Source organism: Enterococcus sp., assembly GCF_032555305.1.
Taxonomy (GTDB): Bacteria; Bacillota; Bacilli; order Lactobacillales; family Enterococcaceae; genus Enterococcus_A.
Window position 1 is genome coordinate 20382 of sequence record NZ_JAWGOQ010000028.1, and the last position, 18088, is coordinate 38469.

Annotated in this window: 17 protein-coding genes; 14 read left to right on the plus strand and 3 right to left on the minus strand. The window is 40.1% G+C overall.

Translation table 11 applies throughout. The annotated features are described in order from the left end of the window. Positions 1 to 155 precede the first annotated feature (155 nt). The 11 genes from E6139_RS17575 (at position 156) to E6139_RS17625 (ending at position 11349) form a co-directional block, all read left to right on the plus strand. Entirely contained in the window at positions 156 to 1424 is a 1269-nt protein-coding gene (locus E6139_RS17575) for a M20/M25/M40 family metallo-hydrolase (protein ID WP_316404732.1), read from the plus strand. Beyond that, positions 1421 to 2227 (plus strand): DUF3100 domain-containing protein, encoded by an 807-nt coding sequence (locus E6139_RS17580; RefSeq protein ID WP_316404734.1) that lies wholly within the window; start codon positions 1421 to 1423, stop codon positions 2225 to 2227. Before E6139_RS17575 ends, E6139_RS17580 begins: the two co-directional genes overlap by 4 nt. Further along, on the plus strand, positions 2208 to 2696 hold the full coding sequence (locus E6139_RS17585) for a hypothetical protein (RefSeq protein ID WP_316404736.1): 489 nt from the start codon (positions 2208 to 2210) through the stop codon (positions 2694 to 2696). The genes E6139_RS17580 and E6139_RS17585 overlap by 20 nt, the downstream gene beginning before the upstream one ends. A 214-nt stretch (positions 2697 to 2910) precedes the next feature. Then, a complete protein-coding gene (nagB, locus tag E6139_RS17590) occupies positions 2911 to 3612 on the plus strand; it encodes a glucosamine-6-phosphate deaminase (protein WP_316404738.1) in 702 nt (233 codons plus the stop codon). A gap of 365 nt (positions 3613 to 3977) precedes the next feature. Further along, positions 3978 to 4553 (plus strand): CatB-related O-acetyltransferase, encoded by a 576-nt coding sequence (locus E6139_RS17595; RefSeq protein WP_316404739.1) that lies wholly within the window; start codon positions 3978 to 3980, stop codon positions 4551 to 4553. A 90-nt stretch (positions 4554 to 4643) separates the two neighbouring features. Continuing rightward, entirely contained in the window at positions 4644 to 5351 is a 708-nt protein-coding gene (locus E6139_RS17600; RefSeq protein ID WP_316404740.1) for a pseudouridine synthase, read from the plus strand. 75 nt (positions 5352 to 5426) lie between these two features. Further along, positions 5427 to 6131, plus strand: coding sequence for an MgtC/SapB family protein (locus E6139_RS17605; protein WP_216409909.1), 705 nt, complete (start codon positions 5427 to 5429; stop codon positions 6129 to 6131). 136 nt (positions 6132 to 6267) lie between these two features. Beyond that, positions 6268 to 6942, plus strand: a complete 675-nt coding sequence (locus tag E6139_RS17610; protein ID WP_316404742.1) for a response regulator transcription factor — start codon at positions 6268 to 6270, stop codon at positions 6940 to 6942. After that, a complete protein-coding gene (locus tag E6139_RS17615; protein WP_316404744.1) occupies positions 6915 to 8042 on the plus strand; it encodes a HAMP domain-containing sensor histidine kinase in 1128 nt (375 codons plus the stop codon). Before E6139_RS17610 ends, E6139_RS17615 begins: the two co-directional genes overlap by 28 nt. Positions 8043 to 8208: 166 nt before the next feature. Then, on the plus strand, positions 8209 to 8868 hold the full coding sequence (locus E6139_RS17620; protein ID WP_316404746.1) for an ABC transporter ATP-binding protein: 660 nt from the start codon (positions 8209 to 8211) through the stop codon (positions 8866 to 8868). Continuing rightward, on the plus strand, positions 8869 to 11349 hold the full coding sequence (locus tag E6139_RS17625) for an ABC transporter permease (RefSeq protein ID WP_316404748.1): 2481 nt from the start codon (positions 8869 to 8871) through the stop codon (positions 11347 to 11349). A 40-nt stretch (positions 11350 to 11389) separates the two neighbouring features. Here the strand turns inward: E6139_RS17625 and nrdF are convergent, their stop codons facing one another. From nrdF to nrdH, 3 genes are all read right to left on the minus strand, one after another. Next, a complete protein-coding gene (nrdF, locus tag E6139_RS17630; protein WP_216409904.1) occupies positions 11390 to 12355 on the minus strand; it encodes a class 1b ribonucleoside-diphosphate reductase subunit beta in 966 nt (321 codons plus the stop codon). Between the two features lie 73 nt (positions 12356 to 12428). Further along, on the minus strand, positions 12429 to 14588 hold the full coding sequence (gene nrdE, locus E6139_RS17635) for a class 1b ribonucleoside-diphosphate reductase subunit alpha (RefSeq protein WP_316404750.1): 2160 nt from the start codon (positions 14586 to 14588) through the stop codon (positions 12429 to 12431). 72 nt (positions 14589 to 14660) lie between these two features. After that, complete coding sequence (nrdH, locus tag E6139_RS17640; protein WP_010745735.1) at positions 14661 to 14879, minus strand: glutaredoxin-like protein NrdH; 219 nt, start codon at positions 14877 to 14879, stop codon at positions 14661 to 14663. Between the two features lie 393 nt (positions 14880 to 15272). Between nrdH and E6139_RS17645 the strand changes: the two genes are divergently transcribed. From E6139_RS17645 to E6139_RS17655, 3 genes are read left to right on the plus strand one after another with little or no spacing between them, the layout of a single operon-like run. Further along, positions 15273 to 15743 carry a ferrous iron transport protein A gene (locus tag E6139_RS17645; RefSeq protein ID WP_316404753.1) on the plus strand — a complete coding sequence of 157 codons (471 nt, stop codon included), beginning with the start codon at positions 15273 to 15275 and terminating at the stop codon, positions 15741 to 15743. Further along, complete coding sequence (feoB, locus tag E6139_RS17650) at positions 15744 to 17906, plus strand: ferrous iron transport protein B (RefSeq protein ID WP_316404755.1); 2163 nt, start codon at positions 15744 to 15746, stop codon at positions 17904 to 17906. Then, a complete protein-coding gene (locus E6139_RS17655) occupies positions 17894 to 18028 on the plus strand; it encodes a FeoB-associated Cys-rich membrane protein (RefSeq protein WP_316404756.1) in 135 nt (44 codons plus the stop codon). The genes feoB and E6139_RS17655 overlap by 13 nt, the downstream gene beginning before the upstream one ends. Positions 18029 to 18088 lie beyond the last annotated feature (60 nt).

Below are 18088 nucleotides of genomic sequence, written 5' to 3' on the forward strand. Positions count from 1 at the left end.
CAAAGTTGAGAAATTTCATTTCATGGAATTCTCTAAAAGGTTGAGAAAGACCAATGGATATAATCACACTTTTTGCAGACCAACAGGACAGAAGGGCTTTACTAAAAGAATGATTTTAACCACTTATTTTTTGATTTAAAACAAGGGGGAGTTAAATGACGACGTTTGCCGAGTATTATCATCACTTAAAAGCATTTACGGAGGATTTATTTTTACATCCAGAATTAGGCTACAAGGAACACCGTACATCAGAAAAGGTGATCAGAGAATTAACCCGAATCAATCCAGCGATTGAATTGTCAAAATTTTCAGAAACTGGGATTAAGACCTTCTTATCGACCGGTAAGAAAAGAACCATGGCATTTATCGCAGAGCTAGATGCGGTTTATGCTCCAACACATTTTCAAGCAGATACTGTGACGGGAGCGGCTCATAATTGCGGTCACTTTACCCAAGTCGCTATCGCGCTAGCGCTGTACGATCATTATGTTAAAACGGAAGCTTACAAGGACTTAGATTTTAATCTGTGCTTTATCTTTGTACCAGCAGAAGAATACTTGGATTTGGATTTCCGTAAGGAGCTTCGAGCTGCCGGTAAGATTCAGTTCTTAGGTGGCAAACCAGAAGCGATGTCATTAGGTATTTTTGATGACATTGATTTTGGCGTTTGTGTGCATGCGATCGGTGAAGTCTTCGAACGACCGACAATTGAAGTGAATTGTGATTTAGCGGGCTTTTTATATAAACGTTATCATTTTTCTGGCAAGGCAGTTCATGCAGGATTTGATCCTTTTTCTGGAATCAATGCGTACAGTATGTCGACGTTGTTCAATACAGCGATTGGTTTGAGTCGTCAACAGTTTAAAGATACGGAATCGATTCGAGTAAATCCGATCGTAATGGATTCTGATATGTCGACGAATGTGATTCCGAATCATATTACAGTTGGAACTGATTTGCGCTGCAAGACGTTGGAATATATGCCGGAGGTCGCACGTAAATTGGATCATGCAGCTCAAGGAAGTGCGTATGCTTTGGAGGGTGAAGTGGCGATTGAAACGGAGATGGGCTACTTGCCGTTTGTTCAGGATCGCTATTTAAATAGCTTCGTAGAACGGACCTTTGCGAAATTTGACAAGATCCCAGATATTATTGACGATCGCGGTGGGATCGCTGCGGCTGGTGATATTGGTGATTTGGCTTTTATGATGCCTTGTATTCAAATCAGTTATGGCGGATTTGAAGGAACGATTCATGGCGATGATTTTAAAATGATTGATCCTGAATTTGTCTTGGAAACTTTTCCAGAGTTTTTAACGGAAGTATTCAAAGAAATGGCCGGTAATTTGGATGAAGCCAAATTTTACCGTCGTTCATTTGAAGAATATAAAGAATTGATTGATTCAATCGGAGGGAATGTATGAAAAAGCAGTTAGTGTGGTTAGTTGGTTTTGTTGTGGCAGTGGTAACCGTCGCGGAGTTGATCGGGATGCAATTTATTTCGTTAGGAAATACAACGATTACGGTTTTGCCATTAGTATTTTCTGTATTGTTTGCGATGCTGTTCGGATTGCCGGTAATTCGCAAGGGTCTTATTGCCAAGATTTATTCAAAAAGCAATATTCAGTTTTCAGCAAAGTATTTACTGTATATCATGTTGCCGTTGATGGCACGATACGGTGCTGATGTCGCACCTAGATTGAAAGAAATTTTGACTGTTGGGTGGGTTTTCCTTTTCCAAGAATTGGGCAACGTTGGAACGGTAATTATTGGATTGCCTGTAGCCCTCATGTTAGGTTTGCGTCGAGAAGCTATTGGGGCAACATTAGGCTTGGGACGTGAAGGGGAATTGGCGTACATTTCTGAAAAGTATACGTTGGACTCAGCTGAAGGTCGCGGAGTATTATCACTCTATCTAATTGGTACATTGTTTGGTTCAATTTTCTTTAGCATTTTTGCGCCGATCATGGCGGGATTGGGTTTTGATTACCGCGCACTGGCAATGAGTTCAGGTGTCGGTTCTGCTAGTATGATGACAGCAGCGTCCTCGTCATTGATTGCACTGATGCCAGAAAATGAAACGACCATTGCGGCATATGCAGCCGCAAGTCAATTATTAACAAGCTTTTTAGGAACCTACACAATGGTCTTTATTGCCGTGCCGTTACAGCGTTTCATGTACAACTTATTAACAGGAGGGTCACGTCGTGGAAAAGAAACAGTCTAATGAATACATCAAAATATCACTGGTTTTGTTGCTAAGTATTTCCTTGATCTTGTTTACTCAAGGAATCAAATTGCTTAAGAATCCAGCATCTACGCCGATTACTTTTAATACGATTCAAGGTTTGGTTGTTTTGTGGGCTTTTTCAATGATTGGCGTATTTATCTCAACCTTGGTAAAGAAAACCAATATCAAAATTTTGGCTGATTTTCCGATTTTAGGTTGGGTCTCTCTGACATCTTTATTTTTCTGTCTGCTCTCTGATTTTTTTGTACAAGCGATTGCGGGCGTTGACTTTTTATCAATCACCACTCCGATTTTGGCTTTTGCTGGGCTTTCGGTAGCGGATAGTCTGATGGATTTACGGAAAACCTCTTGGAAGGTAGCGATCGTTGCAGTCTTTGTTTTTATCGGTACCTATCTAGGAAGTGCCGTCATTGCTCAAATCGGCTTAATTTTATCTGGAAAATAAAAAGAGGAACAATTGTCTCCAATACGGAAGAAATTCTGTGTTGGAGCTTTTTTTGCTTTTGAAAAGGCTTTACCTTTCAAGGAAAATTACGGATAATATCCTTAAACAGAAACAGTAGAAAAATTTAACATTTTGGTCTAGACTTTCTTATTGAAAAATTCGTATGTCGGTGTTAGAATTGGTGTATACCAAATTAATAAAGGAGCGTTTACCCATGAAAGTAATTCGTGTGAAAGATGCCAATGAAGGCGGAAAAAAAGCATTTGAAATCATCAAAGATGGAATGGAAAACGGCGTTAAAGTATTAGGACTAGCAACAGGCAGCACTCCTGAAACCTTATATAAAGAAATGACTTCAAGCGATTTAGATTTTTCAGACATGACATCTGTAAACTTGGATGAGTATGTTGGATTAGCTGGCGACGATGTTCAAAGCTATCGTTATTTCATGAACGATCAATTGTTCAACAAAAAACCATTTAAAGAAACATTCGTACCCAACGGCAAAGCAGAAGATTTAGAAGCAGAATGCAAACGTTACGATGGCGTAATCGCTGATCATCCAATTGATTTACAAGTATTAGGAATTGGCCGTAACGCCCACATCGGATTTAACGAACCAGGAACTCCGTTTGATGTAACAACTCATGTAGTTGAATTAACAGAGTCAACAATCGAAGCGAACAAACGTAATTTCGATAAAGTGGAAGATGTTCCAACACATGCATTATCAATGGGTATTGGTTCAATTATGAAGAGCAAAAAAATCTTGCTAATGGCTTTTGGTGAAGATAAAGCACAAGCAATCAAAGATATGATCGAAGGACCAGTAACAACAGATGTGCCAGCAAGTGTTCTACAAAACCATGCTGACGTAACAGTGATCATCGACGAAGACGCAGCAAGCAAATTATAATCAATCGTATAAATGAAGTACTGAGGATAGTCTCCTTGGTACTTTTTTTTGCCAGTTCCACTTTTCATAGTTTGCTTAGTGAGAGCGAAAATGATGGATTCTCAATGAGTCATTGATTAAGAACCTAGTGGAATGGTATGCGTACGAAAATAAAATCATTTTTCTGATTTTTGAAAAATGATTTCCTCTACAATGAGCTAGCTGTATGATAAAGATTGTATAGTGATATACTTGTTTTAGGAGAGTGATCTTATGAAAAGGTGCATTGTTAATACTGGAATGGTTATCTAACGAAAAAAGAGGAGGAGAGAACTATTCCAGTAAAAAAGCTTTATCCCAGAAGTAATGATCAAGAAACGATTTATTTGCAGGCGGCAATCACGCGTCCGAATATTTCGGTGGGGGATTATACGATCTACAATGATTTTCGTTCTGATCCCCGTGAGTTTGAAAAAAATAATGTATTGTATCAATATCCGGTCAATCATGATCGGTTAATAATCGGTAAATTTTGTTCCATTGCTTGCGGTGCGACTTTTATTTTTAATAGTGCCAATCATCGACAGTCCTCACTTTCGACCTACACCTTTCCTTTGTTTTACGAAGAGTGGCAGGTGGATAAGAGCCAAGTAGCTTCTGCTTGGGACAATAAGGGTGACATTGTCATTGGAAACGATGTATGGATTGGATACGAAGCGACTATCCTGTCTGGGGTCGAGATTGGCGATGGGGCAATTATTGGGGCGAAGGCCGTGGTAACAAAAGACGTTCCCCCCTACAGTGTAGTTGGAGGTGTTCCAGCTAAACAAATTAAGCAGCGATTTGATTCAGAAACGATTCAGAGACTGCGGCAGTTGAAATGGTGGGATTGGCCGCACGAAAAAATAAGACAAGCGATCCCGTATTTGAAAAATGGCAATATAGATCGATTGCTTGGGTAAGAAATTATAGCTCAGCCGTCCACGGCTGGGCTTGCTTCTTTTTGCTCCTTTGGCTATAGTGAACACTAGAAAAGTTAGGCGGAGGGCGTTATGCGTTTAGATAAATTTTTAGCTGAAGTCGGTTTAGGAAGCCGCAAAGAAGTCAAACAGCTGATCAAAAAGGGTCAAATTACTGTGAATCAGCAAGTCGAAAAATCAGATAAAAAGCAAGTGGACCCAGAAAAAGATAGTATCGTGTTTCAAGGGGAACCCTTGCATTACCAAGAATTCTACTATTATTTATTACACAAACCGGCTGGGGTAGTAAGTGCAACGGAAGACAATCGCGATCAGACAGTGATGGACTTATTTTCAGCAAGTGATTATCGTAGTGATCTTTTTCCAGTAGGGCGTTTGGACAAGGATACCGAGGGCTTATTATTAATTACGAATGATGGCCAGCTGGCCCATGAATTATTGTCACCGAAGAAACATGTGGAGAAGGAATATTTCGCCGAGGTTGATGGAGTGATGACAGCTGAGGATCAGAAATGTTTTGTCGCTGGGATTACTTTAGATGGAGAATTGACACTACCCGCAGAGTTGTTGATTGATGAAACAACGGAGGAAAAATCAAAGGTTCGAATTATTTTGCATGAAGGAAAGTTCCATCAAGTGAAGCGAATGGTTAAGGCCTGCGGGAAAGAAGTCGCTTATTTAAAAAGAATCCGTATGGGGAATCTGGCTCTGCCGAAAGATTTGGATAAAGGAAACTATCGACCACTGACTGAGGATGAATTGCGAGGACTAAAAGGTTAGTGACTCTCTTTTTTCGCCACCGTGCTATACTAGAAGAGTAAAATTTCCAGTCATAAACGAGGAGGTGGTGCACATATGGATTTGAAATTATCTGTTTATGAAATTATGTTGCGCTTATTTTTAGCCATGATCATGGGTGGCGCCATCGGGATTGAACGAGAATATAAAAATCGACCAGCGGGTATTCGGACTCATATCTTGGTCTGTATGGGCGCGACGATCATTGCTTTGATCCAAGTTGAGATTGCGGATCAAGCATTGCGCTATGCCGCGGCAAAACCAGAATTTGTCGGTGTTGTCCGAGCAGATGAAGCAAGGTTGATTGCGCAGGTCGTCAGTGGGATTGGTTTTCTTGGCGCTGGAACGATCATGGTCAGTAACCGATCAGTAAAGGGCTTGACCACAGCGGCATCGATCTGGGCTGGTGCAGGTTTAGGGATCGCCATCGGCATGGGCTATTATACGATCGCCATTTGTAGTTTTGTCGGGATTATTTTAGCATTGACAGTGGTGAAGCGGATCATCAAGATCAATGCTATTAAGAAGCTGGAGATTCGCTATATTCATCGTGAGGCGACCAAAGAATTCATCATGAACTATTTTGAGAGTAAAAAAATTGAAGTAGAAGATGTCGATTTCGATGTGGATTTCATGGATGACTATCGTATTTATACGAATGTCTACACGATCGATTTGCCGCGGGGCATGAATTATACTGACGTGATTGAGGACCTCTCGATGTATAAGAACATCACCAAACTTCGCATGATCAATGTATAAATAGGAAGATAAAATCATTTTGCGATGATTTTATCTTCTTTTTTTGTTTAAACTCGTATTGTCAGAGCATCTGTTCATTGATAGAGTTAGAGGTAGTGTTAGTGAAATGGAATACGTGATCATTTAGGAGGAAAAAATGGGGAAAATTCTGTTGTTAGAAGATGATTCAAATTTGAATAATGGAATTCAATTATGCCTGACTCGAGAAGGATATGAAGTCGCGGCATGTTTAGATATTGCTTCAGCAGAACGGGCTTTTCAGCAAAATGAGATCGACTTAATCATCAGCGATCTTTCTTTGCCAGATGGCAGCGGCTTGGATTTTTGTCAGAAAATTCGGGAGCAGTCGAATGTCTTGATTTTGATGCTGACATCCTACAATCAGGAACACGATATCGTGACGGGCTATGTGCATGGAGCGGATGATTATATGACGAAGCCATTTAGTTTAATGGTTCTTGTATCGAAAGTACAAGCGATGATGAAGCGGGTGGTTCGGAATCAAGGTCAAGAGTTGGTTTCCGGTGAATTGTCGGTGTCATTGACTGAAATGAAAGTCAAGCTGCAAGGAGAGCTTCTACCTCTAAGCAAGACAGAGATTCAATTATTGATCCTGTTTATGGAAAATCCGAAACAGATCTTGTCTTCAGATCAATTACTGGATCAGATCTGGGATACAAAAGGGGATTTCGTCGATACGAATACCGTATCGGTCAATATCAGTCGTTTGCGACAAAAAGTTGGCAAGGAACGAATCAAAACTGTCCGAGGAGTGGGGTATTTATGGATCAACGACGTTCAAAAAAAATAATTCTGCTTTATGTGTTGATCTCCATAAGCAGCTTTTTGCTGTTTATTTCGCAGAACATCAAAATGTATTCAGAGCTAGAACAAGATCGCCAAGCAACACTGGCGCTGCTGAATACGGAAGCATCATTTTCCGAAGCAACATTGATTGAAGTCTTTGAAAAGCAGAAAACCTCTGAGTTAGTGACCGAGGGGAAAACGTTGGAGGAAAAATACGATTTGGTGGATAACATGAATCATCCGATTCTTCTACGTGCTTTCTTCATTAGAAATCTGCGACTCTTCTCGATTTGTTGGCTCCTGCTTTCGTTGCTTTTCTTTTGGCAGTTTCGAGCGAAATGGAAGATTGAGAAAAATCTAGATGAGCTGACGAAGGAATATCAAGAAACGACTGAACATAATGAGTTAATGCTGCAACGAAGTTTAAAGGAAGAAGGAAATTTAAAATCCAGTATTACGGATATCACCCATCAATTAAAGACGCCGGTCGCTTCATTGAAGTTAAGTTTGGATATTGCGCTTTCGGATCAATATGAAGAACATCAGCGGAAAAACTTTGCTGAACAAGCAGAGGTTCAGATTAATAAGCTCGACTTGATGCTGGACGGTTTAGCTAAGATATCGCAATTAGAAACAGATCTGATCCAATTGCAGCCGCAAAAGCTTTCCCTGCAGCAATTGGTCAATAAAGCTGTCAATAGCGTGATTATGAAAGCAGTTGAAAAGGAAATCGAGCTGGAGGTTGATTTGACAGAGGATACCTTTGTATTGGTTGATGAGAAATGGACCTTGGAAGCGTTAGGGAATGTGTTAGAAAATGCCATCAAATACTCGCCGAAGCAAACGGTGGTAACACTTCAGGCTTCGTCGCTAGTAACGTATGTGCTAGTGGAAATCAAAGATGAAGGTCCGGGAATTGCCAAAGATGAGCAAAATAAAATCTACCAGCGTTTTTATCGCGGCATGAACAGCGAATCAGTAGAAGGCTCAGGGGTAGGACTTTATTTGACACGGAAAATCATTGAAGGACAGGGCGGAACAGTTATGATGAAGCGACACCATCCACGAGGAGCAAACTTTCAATTGACTCTGCCGTTACCATAAATCCTTGTCTGGATTTACGGACGTATCTTATTGCTCAAAAGCGAAACAAGTTCATAGAACCTATCGCCTTTTCTTACAAATTTGTTATGTTCGCTGAAAGAATCCTGCAAGGGTTCTTTTTTATACTAAGAGTATAGAAATGAGACAAGGAAAGAGGGAGACAAAAATGATTTTAACAATTAGGGATTTAGTAAAACATTATGATGACGGGAATTCAATCGTAAAGGCAGTAGACCATATCGATTTGGAAGTAGAGAAAGGCGACTTTGTTGCAGTAGTTGGTAAATCGGGTTCAGGGAAAAGTACATTATTAAATTTAATCGGCGGTCTGGATCGTCCAGATTCAGGACAAGTCATTATTGACGGTAAAAATGTTTTCCGCATGAAGGACGAGCAATTAGCTGTTTTCCGTCGGCAAAAAATTGGGTTCATTTTCCAGAATTACAATTTGATCCCATCGTTGAATGTTTGGGAAAATGTTGTCTTACCGATTGGTTTAGACAATCGTAAGGTCAATACCGCATTTGTCGAAGATCTATTAACAACAATCGGTTTGAGCGATCGGAAAAAATCACTGCCAAGCATGCTTTCAGGAGGTCAACAGCAACGTGTAGCAATCGCTCGCGCAATCGCCTCAGAACCTGCAATTATTCTAGCAGATGAGCCAACAGGAAATTTGGATACGAAAACTGAATTAGAAGTCATGTCATTACTTAAACGATCCGTTGAAAAATTTGGACAAACACTAATCATGATTACTCACGATGAAGGGATTGCGCAAACAGCTGATCATATTGTTCACATTGAAGATGGGCGGGTGATTTAAATGAAGATGACTAATACGGTGGCTATAGCCAACACGAAGTATCATAAAGGAAAAAACCTGCTTTCTGGAATCGCGATTATTTTAACCAGTGTGTTAGTTTTCTTGATCACTTCGATAGGTCTCGGGGTAGTAAATGTACAGAATGCAGCTGTCAATAAGATGTATCCAACATGGCATGCGATGTATCGAGATGTTTCTGAAGAGAATATGGAAAAAATTGCTCAGCATAAAAGTATAGGAGAGTATGGGTTACGTCAAGATGTTGGAGAATCGGTTCTGAATAAAGATGACTTTATTTTGATGAGCTACTTAGACAGTGGTGCTCAGAAGCTAGCCAAACAAACATTTACAGAAGGCCATGCTCCAAAAGAAGACAATGACGCGGTTCTTTCCCGAAATGCCCTAAAAGCACTTGGTTATCCGAATGCAAAAATTGGAGATACAATCAAAATCCCAGTGCAGCTTTATGAAGCAGATGGAATGGGACTGCAACAGGAAAAGACCTTCCGTTTAACCGGATTCTCTCCTGATGGTAAAGGACAAAGTGATAAAAAAGTTTACTCAATGCTGGTTTCAGAAGATTTCATGAAGGCCGTGATTCCAAAAGACCAGCGTGGTTATCGTATGATGGTGCGCTTAACAGATGAAGTATCAACTACTACTGATGCAATTAAAGATCAAGTGAAGAAAATCGGAAAGAATTTTGATGTAATCGAAGACAATATTGTTGAGAATAACGATTATATAATGGCCAATTATATTGACCCCGCCTTTTATTCTGGAATGGCAATCATTGTTGGAATCATTTTGGTAGCAGGAGCTTTGACGATTTACAGCATCTACTATGTCTCGTTGATCAATAAGGTGCAAGAATTTGGGAAATTGGCGGCACTAGGAGCAACTAAACGGCAAACGCGGCAAATTATTTTGCGGGAAAACTTAATCGTAGCAGGAATTTCGATTCCAATTGGGCTTTTGATTGGAATTGCTACTGTAAAATTGGTATTCTTCCAGATTATGTCCACGATCGAGAATGAAAATACGCCAATAGAAGTGATGAGGCAGGTCGTTGATAGTGGGGAAGTTTCATTGGTTCTTCCTTGGATTGTCGGAATGACGATTGGAATTACTTTATTGACCGTTATTCTGGCATCTCTAAAACCAATGCGTCAGGCGAGCAAAATCATGCCAGTCGAGGCCATGCGATACACTGGACAAACTGAAGGCAAGAAAAAACAGCGCAAAGGATTCATTGATCTAAATCTACGACGTTTAGCAAAAGCTAATCTTTCAAGAAATAAAAAGAGAACATTGATTACCATCTTTTCATTAGGCATGATCGGAATTCTATTCGTAGTTATCTCAACCGTCTTTAGCTGCATGAATCCGCAACAGATTGCACGTGATTCAATCGCAGAAGATTATCGCATGAGTATCGAATCGTTTAGTGGTGATAAAATGCGCCCAGAACGTGCCTGGACAGCGATTCAACAAAATAATCCATTAGACAGCAAGATGGTTAATCAAATCAAATCTATTCCAGGTGTTGAAAAAGTTGAAGCATTTCATTCGATTGGTGGAGAAGTAAAGGGATTTAAGGAACAAGGGTCCAATAAGCCGCTGAGAATGTCACTAGGTGGAATTTCGAAAGATCAAATGGACTTAGTTCAAAGAGGGATTGAAAAAGGCAGCGCTACTTATGATGAACTAAACTCTGGCAATAAAGTGATCATGACCGGCTACTTATTGAGAAATTACCCGGAAATCAAAATGGGTGATAAGCTGACATTTATCATTTTTGATGGGGATCGCACTTATGAAAAAGAGATGACGGTCATCGCCGGTGGAGATTTCGTGGATTCTATCAGCAACTATGATAATTTCTTGATGAGTAATGAGGCAGTTAAGAAACTATCGAAAAACAATTTATCCTATTACGTGAATATTAAGGCTGTCAAAGGGAAAGCAGCAGCAATTAAGCCCGAAATCGAAAAGATAGCCGAAACAAGCGAGTTCTTCAAATTAGAAAGTTATGCGGAAGTTTTGGCACAGTGGAAAGGTGCAATGCAAATGATGACTGGCGCAGGCTATGCGATTATGTTGGTTCTAGCAATCGTCGGCATCATGAACTTAATCAATACCACCATTGATAGTATCTTGAGTCGAAAAAAAGAATTAGGTGTTATGCAAGCCATCGGGATGTCTGATCGTCAAATGAAGAAAATGTTGAGGACAGAAGGCTTAGTTTATGCAGGTGGAATTATTTTACTAGCAGGCGGCTTGGGCAGTATCATAGGTTACTTGGTCTACTTGTATGCTGAGAGTAATTCACTAATGCAGATCAAAGTATATCAATACCCAATAATCCAAGTCTTACTGATGATAGTGCTGGTAGTCGTCGTCCAGCTGATTCTAACTTATGCGACTACTACGATCGTCAATAAAGAGACAGTTATCAAACGAATTCAAGCGTCAGAATAAAAAATAGAGTTGCCGGCAAAAAATTGCTGGCAACTCTATTTTATTCCAAGCCTATCAAATAATCATCATCATTCATGGCCTCTACTTGACCAAGCAAGTAGCCATTACCGACTTGTGAGAAGAAATCATGGTTGCTTGTTCCAGTTGAGATCCCGTTCATCACGATCGGATTCACATCATCTGCCGTATCTGGGAAAAGCGGATCCATGCCAAGATTCATCAGTGCTTTATTGGCATTATAGCGTAAGAAGGTTTTAACTTCTTCTGTCCAACCGATCTCATCATACAGTTCTTCAGTATAACGTTCTTCGTTTTCGTACAATTCATACAATAAATCATACATCCATTCCTTCAAACGTTCTTGTTCTTCTTCCGTCTGTTCATTGAAGCCACGTTGGAATTTATAGCCGATATAGGTTCCGTGAACCGATTCGTCACGAATGATCAATTTAATGATTTCAGCGACGTTCGCTAGTTTGTTATTACCTAAATAATAAAGCGGCGTATAGAAACCAGAATAGAATAGGAAGGTCTCAAGAAAGACACTGGCGATTTTCTTTTCCAATGGTGTGCCGTTTTTATAGATTTCGTTGATTCGTTCGGCTTTCTTTTGTAGGTATTGGTTCGTGTTGGTCCATTCAAAGATTTCATTGATCTCCGTTTTCGTATTCAAGGTACTGAAAATCGATGAATAGCTTTTCGCGTGAACAGATTCCATGAATTGGATATTGTTCAATACGGCTTCTTCATGAGGCGTACGGACATCTTTCCGCAGCTGGTCCATTCCACTTTCTGACTGAACGGTATCAAGTAAGGTTAGGCCCCCGAAAACGTAACCCACTGTTTTTTTCTCTAAATCAGACAGTTTACGCCAGTCGTCTAAGTCATTAGACAACGGAATCCGTGTATCCAACCAAAATTGTTCTGTTAATTTTTCCCACGTCGATTTATCGATGACGTCTTCGATCTCATTCCAGTTAATGGCTTCATAGTAAGTTTCTGCCATGGATATTCCCCCTAAAATAGTTATTTTATGCATAACAGTACCTCTCGTACCGAAGTGCGAGAGGTAGCGATCATTAGATTACACAGCTTTCACATTGATTTGAACCGATCTCTTCGGCATCATCAGTGAAGGTACGTACGTAATAGATTGATTTACAGCCTTTGTAGAAAGCGTAGTTACGTAAAATGTTCAAATCACGCGTCGTTTGTTTGCTCTCTGTTTTCCATTCATACAAGCCCTCAGGGATTTCTGAACGCATAAACAAGGTCAAACTCATTCCTTGATCGATGTGTTGTTGCGCAGTCGCGTAAACATCGATCACTTTACGCATATCCATGTCATAGGCAGAAGTATAGTAAGGCAAGGTTTCGTTATTTAAGTAAGGTGCTGGGTAATAGATCTTACCGATTTTCTTTTCTTGACGTTCTTCAATCAAACGAGTGATCGGGTGTAAGCTTGCGCTAGTATCATTGATATATGAGATCGAGCCATTTGGCGCAACAGCCAAACGGTTTTGGTGATACAGACCATCTTTTTTGACTGCCTCTTTTAATGCTTGCCAGTCTTCAGCAGTTGGTACAAAGATATCCTTGAAGATTTCTTTGACCTTATCTGTTTTAGGTACAAAGTCACCAGTAGTATATTTATCGAAATATGAACCGTCAGCATATGCTGATTTTTCAAAATTATGGAAGACCGTCTTACGTTCTTTTGCCAATTCATTACTTTCCATCAATGTCCAATAGTTGAGCAACGTGAAATAGATATTAGTAAAGTCGATTGATTCTTCTGAACCATATTCCATTAAATGTTTCGCAAAGAAGCTGTGCAAGCCCATCGCGCCTAACCCAATCGTATGATTCAGCTTGTTTCCATTTTGGATTGAAGGAACGACCTCAATATCTGATTCATCGGTAACAAAAGTTAATGCACGCACCATTGTCCGAACAGATTGACCAAAGTCGGGACTTTCCATCAAGTTAACGATATTGGTTGAACCAAGGTTACATGAAATATCAGTACCTAGAACATCATACTCTTGACGTCCATTGATAGTAGAAGGTGTTTGCACCTGTAAAATTTCTGAACACAAATTACTCATGACAATTTTTCCATCAATTGGATTGGCACGATTTGCTGTATCGATGTTGATGATGTATGGGTAACCAGATTCCTGTTGCAATTTAGAAATTTCATTTTCTAAATCACGTGCGCGAATTTTTTTCTTGCGAATGTTTGGATTTGCGACTAAGTTGTCGTATTCTTTTGTAATATCCACATAAGAATAAGGCACACCATACTCACGTTCAACACCGTAAGGACTGAACAAATACATATCTTCATTTTTACGAGCCAATTCGTAAAATTTATCCGGTACAGTCACACCAAGTGAAAGAGTCTTCACGCGAATTTTTTCATCAGCATTTTCTTTTTTCGCAGATAAGAACATTTCAATATCTGGATGGAAAACGTCTAAATAAACAACTCCAGCCCCTTGACGTTGACCTAATTGGTTAGAATAAGAGAAACTGTCTTCGAATAATTTCATGACAGGGACGACACCACTTGCGGCACCATCATAGCCTTTAATTGGTGCGCCAGCTTCACGCAGGTTGGATAGATTGATCCCAACACCGCCGCCGATACGTGATAATTGCAAAGCGGAATTAATAGAACGACCAATACTGTTCATATCATCGGTTACTTGGATCAAGAAACAAGAAACCAATTCACCACGACGTTTGCGTCCAGCATTTAAAAAGGATGGGGTAGCCGGTTGGTAACGTTGATGGATCATTTCGTCAGCTAACGACAAGGCTAATTTTTCATCGCCATTTGCAAAATACAAGGCGTTAAAAGCCACGCGATCTTCATAGCTTTCCAAGTATTCTGTTCCGTCATTACTCTTCAACGCGTATTGAGAGTAAAACTTATACGCCGCCATAAATGATTTGAAGGTAAAGTTCTGGTCAGCTAAATAATTGAAGAGTTTTTCAATAAAAGCAGGAGAATATTTCGCTAGAAACTCTGCTTCTAAAAATTCTTCTTCTATTAAATAGTTGATTTTTTCTTTTACCGAAGAAAATGTATGGGTATTTGGTTCAACATTTTCTTTGAAAAAAGCGGCTAGGGCTTCTTTATCTTTATTTAGTGGTATCTGTCCGTTTACTGGACGGTTGATTTCATTGTTTAACTTGAAGTAGGATACTTCACCTAGGTCTTTCAAACTCATCTCGTCACATCTTTCTATATATAGTAGTAAGAAAAAAGAAAACTTTGCAATCGTGGATCGCAAAGTTTCGAATTACGCTAATGCTTTCAATTGATCTGGACGGAAACCGATGATGGCTTGTTGTCCGCCGAAAATAACTGGGACACTTTGGAAACCTTGATCTTTTAGAAAACCTAGAGCTTCGGGCTCATTGTCGATGTTGACCTCTTCGAATGAAATTTGATTCTCAGTTAAATAACGTTTTGTCATCTTGCACTGCATACAATTGTTTTTAGAATATACTTTAACCATAAGACTGCCTCCCTTGATTTCTACAATTACTAGTATAAAAGATGTAGGGAAAAAGTCAATCGTTAAACACCATATATTGTGGTGAAGAAATAGTGGTATACTACTCTTTGTGTTTTTTGCAAAAACCTTGAAAACAGGCGGTTGCAAAGAATAATCCCTTTACAGAATAAAAAAAACCTTTATGAGATGTTTTTTTACGGGAAATAAGTTTTTTTAATAACGAAAAACTAGGATTCGAAACAAATAAATCAATTATTGTCAAACAAATTGCTCAGAAAAAGCATAAAATCTTCGACCATTTATTGACTTTGCTATCAAATGAAGCTATTCTTAGTGAGAAAGATTCTCATTATTAATTAGATATAGAAATTGAATCGTAAGGTGGAGGAAAAAATGACAACTTTGGCAGATGTCTCATTGAACCATGTCGTTCAGGTTGAAGAAATGACTTTAGAAAATGATTTGAAGCACCGCTTACAGGATTTGGGAATGATTGTCGGTTCAAAAGTTGCCGTCGTGAACCATTCTGGCGATAACGGAATCATTTTGCTGCACAATACACGACTGGCTTTATCCCAGTCTTTATTAAATAAAATACTTGTGAAGGAACTAACAGAAGATCAGGAAACTTGGGTCTCTTTAGATCAATTAAGCGCAGGCGAAGAGGGTGTCGTTGTTAATGTTCATGGCAGTGGTTCGATCAAACGCCGCTTGATGGATATGGGATTGACAAAGGGAACCGCGGTAAAAGTAGTGAAGCTGGCTCCATTAGGAGATCCGATCGAGCTGCGGGTTCGTGGGTATGAGCTGAGTTTACGAAAAAACGAATCAGAGATGGTGGTCGTATCGAAGGAGGCAGAATAGATGGTGAAGACGCATATTGCTCTAGCAGGAAATCCCAACAGCGGGAAAACGAGTACTTTCAATGTTTTGACGGGGACCAATCAGTTTGTGGGAAACTGGCCGGGTGTAACGGTTGAACGGAAAGAAGGTATCTATAAGAAGGATTCAGAAGTAATCATCGATGATCTGCCAGGTATCTATTCATTATCACCTTATTCTCCAGAAGAAGTGGTGGCACGAGATTATTTACTATCGGGTACACCTGACGCCATCGTTAATATTATTGATGGAACCAACCTAGAACGGAATCTATATTTGACGACACAGTTGATCGAGACAGGTATTCCTGTGGTGGTTGCTGTAAATATGATGGATATCATCAAGAAAAGTGGCAAGCAAATCAACTTAGACAAGCTTTCCTATGCTTTGGGTGTGCCGGTCGTGGGAATCAGCGCGTTAAAAAATTGGGGCTTGGATAAAGCAATCAGCGAAGCCCTGCATCTAGTAAAAAAAGGCGTGGAGGAGGTCAATTTTCCTCATTATGATAATCGTCTGGAAGCCGCACTTAACGAAATCGAAGGAGTTTTAGGAAGTACGGTAGTCGCTAAATATAGCCGCTGGTACAGTCTGAAGTTGTTCGAACGGGATGAGCGGGCACAAAATGATTTAGATCTGAGTCCAATTCAACAAAAAGATCTGCAGGAAATCATTAAGATCACAGAGAAAATTTTCGGCGAAGATGCGGAAAGTTTAGTAATCAATGAGCGTTACAATTTTATTACTGATTTGAAAGCATTATGCGTCGTTGATGAAGATCAATTCAAATTATCGATCTCAGATAAGATTGACCGGATTGTTACAAATCGCTTCTTGGCGTTGCCGATTTTCGCATTGGTGATGTGGCTGATCTATTATATTGCGATTCAAACAGTTGGCGCGATGGGAACGGATTGGGTGAATGAGAATTTATTCGGTGATATCGTACCAAATTTTGTCAGCTCAATCCTGCAATCATGGAATGTTGCTGATTGGATGCAAAGCTTGATTTTGGATGGAATCATTGCCGGAGTCGGGGCTGTTTTAGGCTTTCTACCACAATTGATGGTGCTTTTCTTATGTTTAGCTCTGTTGGAGGACTGCGGTTATATGTCTCGGATCGCCTTTGTCATGGATCGAATCTTCCGTAAGTTTGGCTTGTCTGGAAAATCCTTCATTCCGATGTTGATTGCGACAGGCTGTGGCGTGCCGGGAGTAATGGCTAGTCGAACGATCGAGAATGAGAAGGATCGCCGCATGACTGCCATGTTGACGACCTTTATGCCCTGTTCTGCGAAACTACCGATCATAGCTTTGATTGCCGGTGCTTTCTTTCCTAATAGCAGCTGGGTAGCACCGTCAGCCTACTTTGTTGGAATGGGGGCAATCGTTTTATCAGGAATCGCTTTGAAGAAAACTAAGCTATTTTCTGGCGATCCAGCACCGTTTATCATGGAGCTTCCGTTGTATCATATGCCGAGAATCGGCAATACCCTTCGATATACGTATGATCACAGTAAGGCATTTGTTAAACGTGCTGGAACGATCATCTTTGTTTCTAGTATCATTATCTGGTTTATTTCCAGCTACAACTTTTCACTGCAAGCTGTTAATGAAAATGATAGTATCTTAGCTGCATTGGGCGGTTTGATTGCTCCACTATTTGCACCATTAGGCTGGGGTGATTGGCGCGGAGCAGTCGCAGCTATTACTGGCTTAGTTGCTAAAGAAAACGTCATCGGGACTTTCGGGATTTTATATCGCCATGCTGAAGTTGCGGAAAATGGTGTAGAAATCTGGAAATCTCTGCAAGCAGCATATACACCAATTGCCGGCTATTCATTCTTAGTCTTTAATCTGCTTTGTGCCCCATGCTTTGCAGCGATTGGAGCGATTCATCGTGAAATGGGTGATATCAAGTGGACGTGGCGGGCGATCGGTTATCAATGCGGACTCGCTTATGCCGTGAGCTTTATCGTCTATCAATTTGGTCATGTGATGTTTGAAGGTGGAGCAATTGGGATTGGGTTGATTTTAGCTGCATTAGTACTTGCAGCGATGGTTTACTTCATCGTGAGAAGACCAGCTAAACAAACACCGTCCATTACGATCGAAGAGATCAAAGAGGTGAAAGAATGGCAACTATAGTATTAAGTATCTTGATCTTCGGCGGTGCTGGAGTGATCATTTATCGACGCGTTAAAAACGGCAGCTCATGTGAGGATTGCGACAGTGGCTGTCCGGTAAAAGAGGAACAGCATAAGCATTAATTAGTAACAGGAACCTAGTGAATATCACTAGGTTCTTTTTTTATTTGATTGAGAGAATAA

Coding starts and splice junctions, on each gene's coding strand:
- E6139_RS17575 (WP_316404732.1), top strand. CDS start 156: ATGACGACGTTTGCCGAGTATTATCATCACTTAAAAGCATTTACGGAG.
- E6139_RS17580 (WP_316404734.1), top strand. CDS start 1,421: ATGAAAAAGCAGTTAGTGTGGTTAGTTGGTTTTGTTGTGGCAGTGGTA.
- nagB (WP_316404738.1), top strand. CDS start 2,911: ATGAAAGTAATTCGTGTGAAAGATGCCAATGAAGGCGGAAAAAAAGCA.
- E6139_RS17600 (WP_316404740.1), top strand. CDS start 4,644: ATGCGTTTAGATAAATTTTTAGCTGAAGTCGGTTTAGGAAGCCGCAAA.
- E6139_RS17605 (WP_216409909.1), top strand. CDS start 5,427: ATGGATTTGAAATTATCTGTTTATGAAATTATGTTGCGCTTATTTTTA.
- E6139_RS17610 (WP_316404742.1), top strand. CDS start 6,268: ATGGGGAAAATTCTGTTGTTAGAAGATGATTCAAATTTGAATAATGGA.
- E6139_RS17615 (WP_316404744.1), top strand. CDS start 6,915: ATGGATCAACGACGTTCAAAAAAAATAATTCTGCTTTATGTGTTGATC.
- E6139_RS17620 (WP_316404746.1), top strand. CDS start 8,209: ATGATTTTAACAATTAGGGATTTAGTAAAACATTATGATGACGGGAAT.
- E6139_RS17625 (WP_316404748.1), top strand. CDS start 8,869: ATGAAGATGACTAATACGGTGGCTATAGCCAACACGAAGTATCATAAA.
- nrdF (WP_216409904.1), bottom strand. CDS start 12,355: ATGGCAGAAACTTACTATGAAGCCATTAACTGGAATGAGATCGAAGAC.
- nrdE (WP_316404750.1), bottom strand. CDS start 14,588: ATGAGTTTGAAAGACCTAGGTGAAGTATCCTACTTCAAGTTAAACAAT.
- nrdH (WP_010745735.1), bottom strand. CDS start 14,879: ATGGTTAAAGTATATTCTAAAAACAATTGTATGCAGTGCAAGATGACA.
- E6139_RS17645 (WP_316404753.1), top strand. CDS start 15,273: ATGACAACTTTGGCAGATGTCTCATTGAACCATGTCGTTCAGGTTGAA.
- feoB (WP_316404755.1), top strand. CDS start 15,744: ATGGTGAAGACGCATATTGCTCTAGCAGGAAATCCCAACAGCGGGAAA.
- E6139_RS17655 (WP_316404756.1), top strand. CDS start 17,894: ATGGCAACTATAGTATTAAGTATCTTGATCTTCGGCGGTGCTGGAGTG.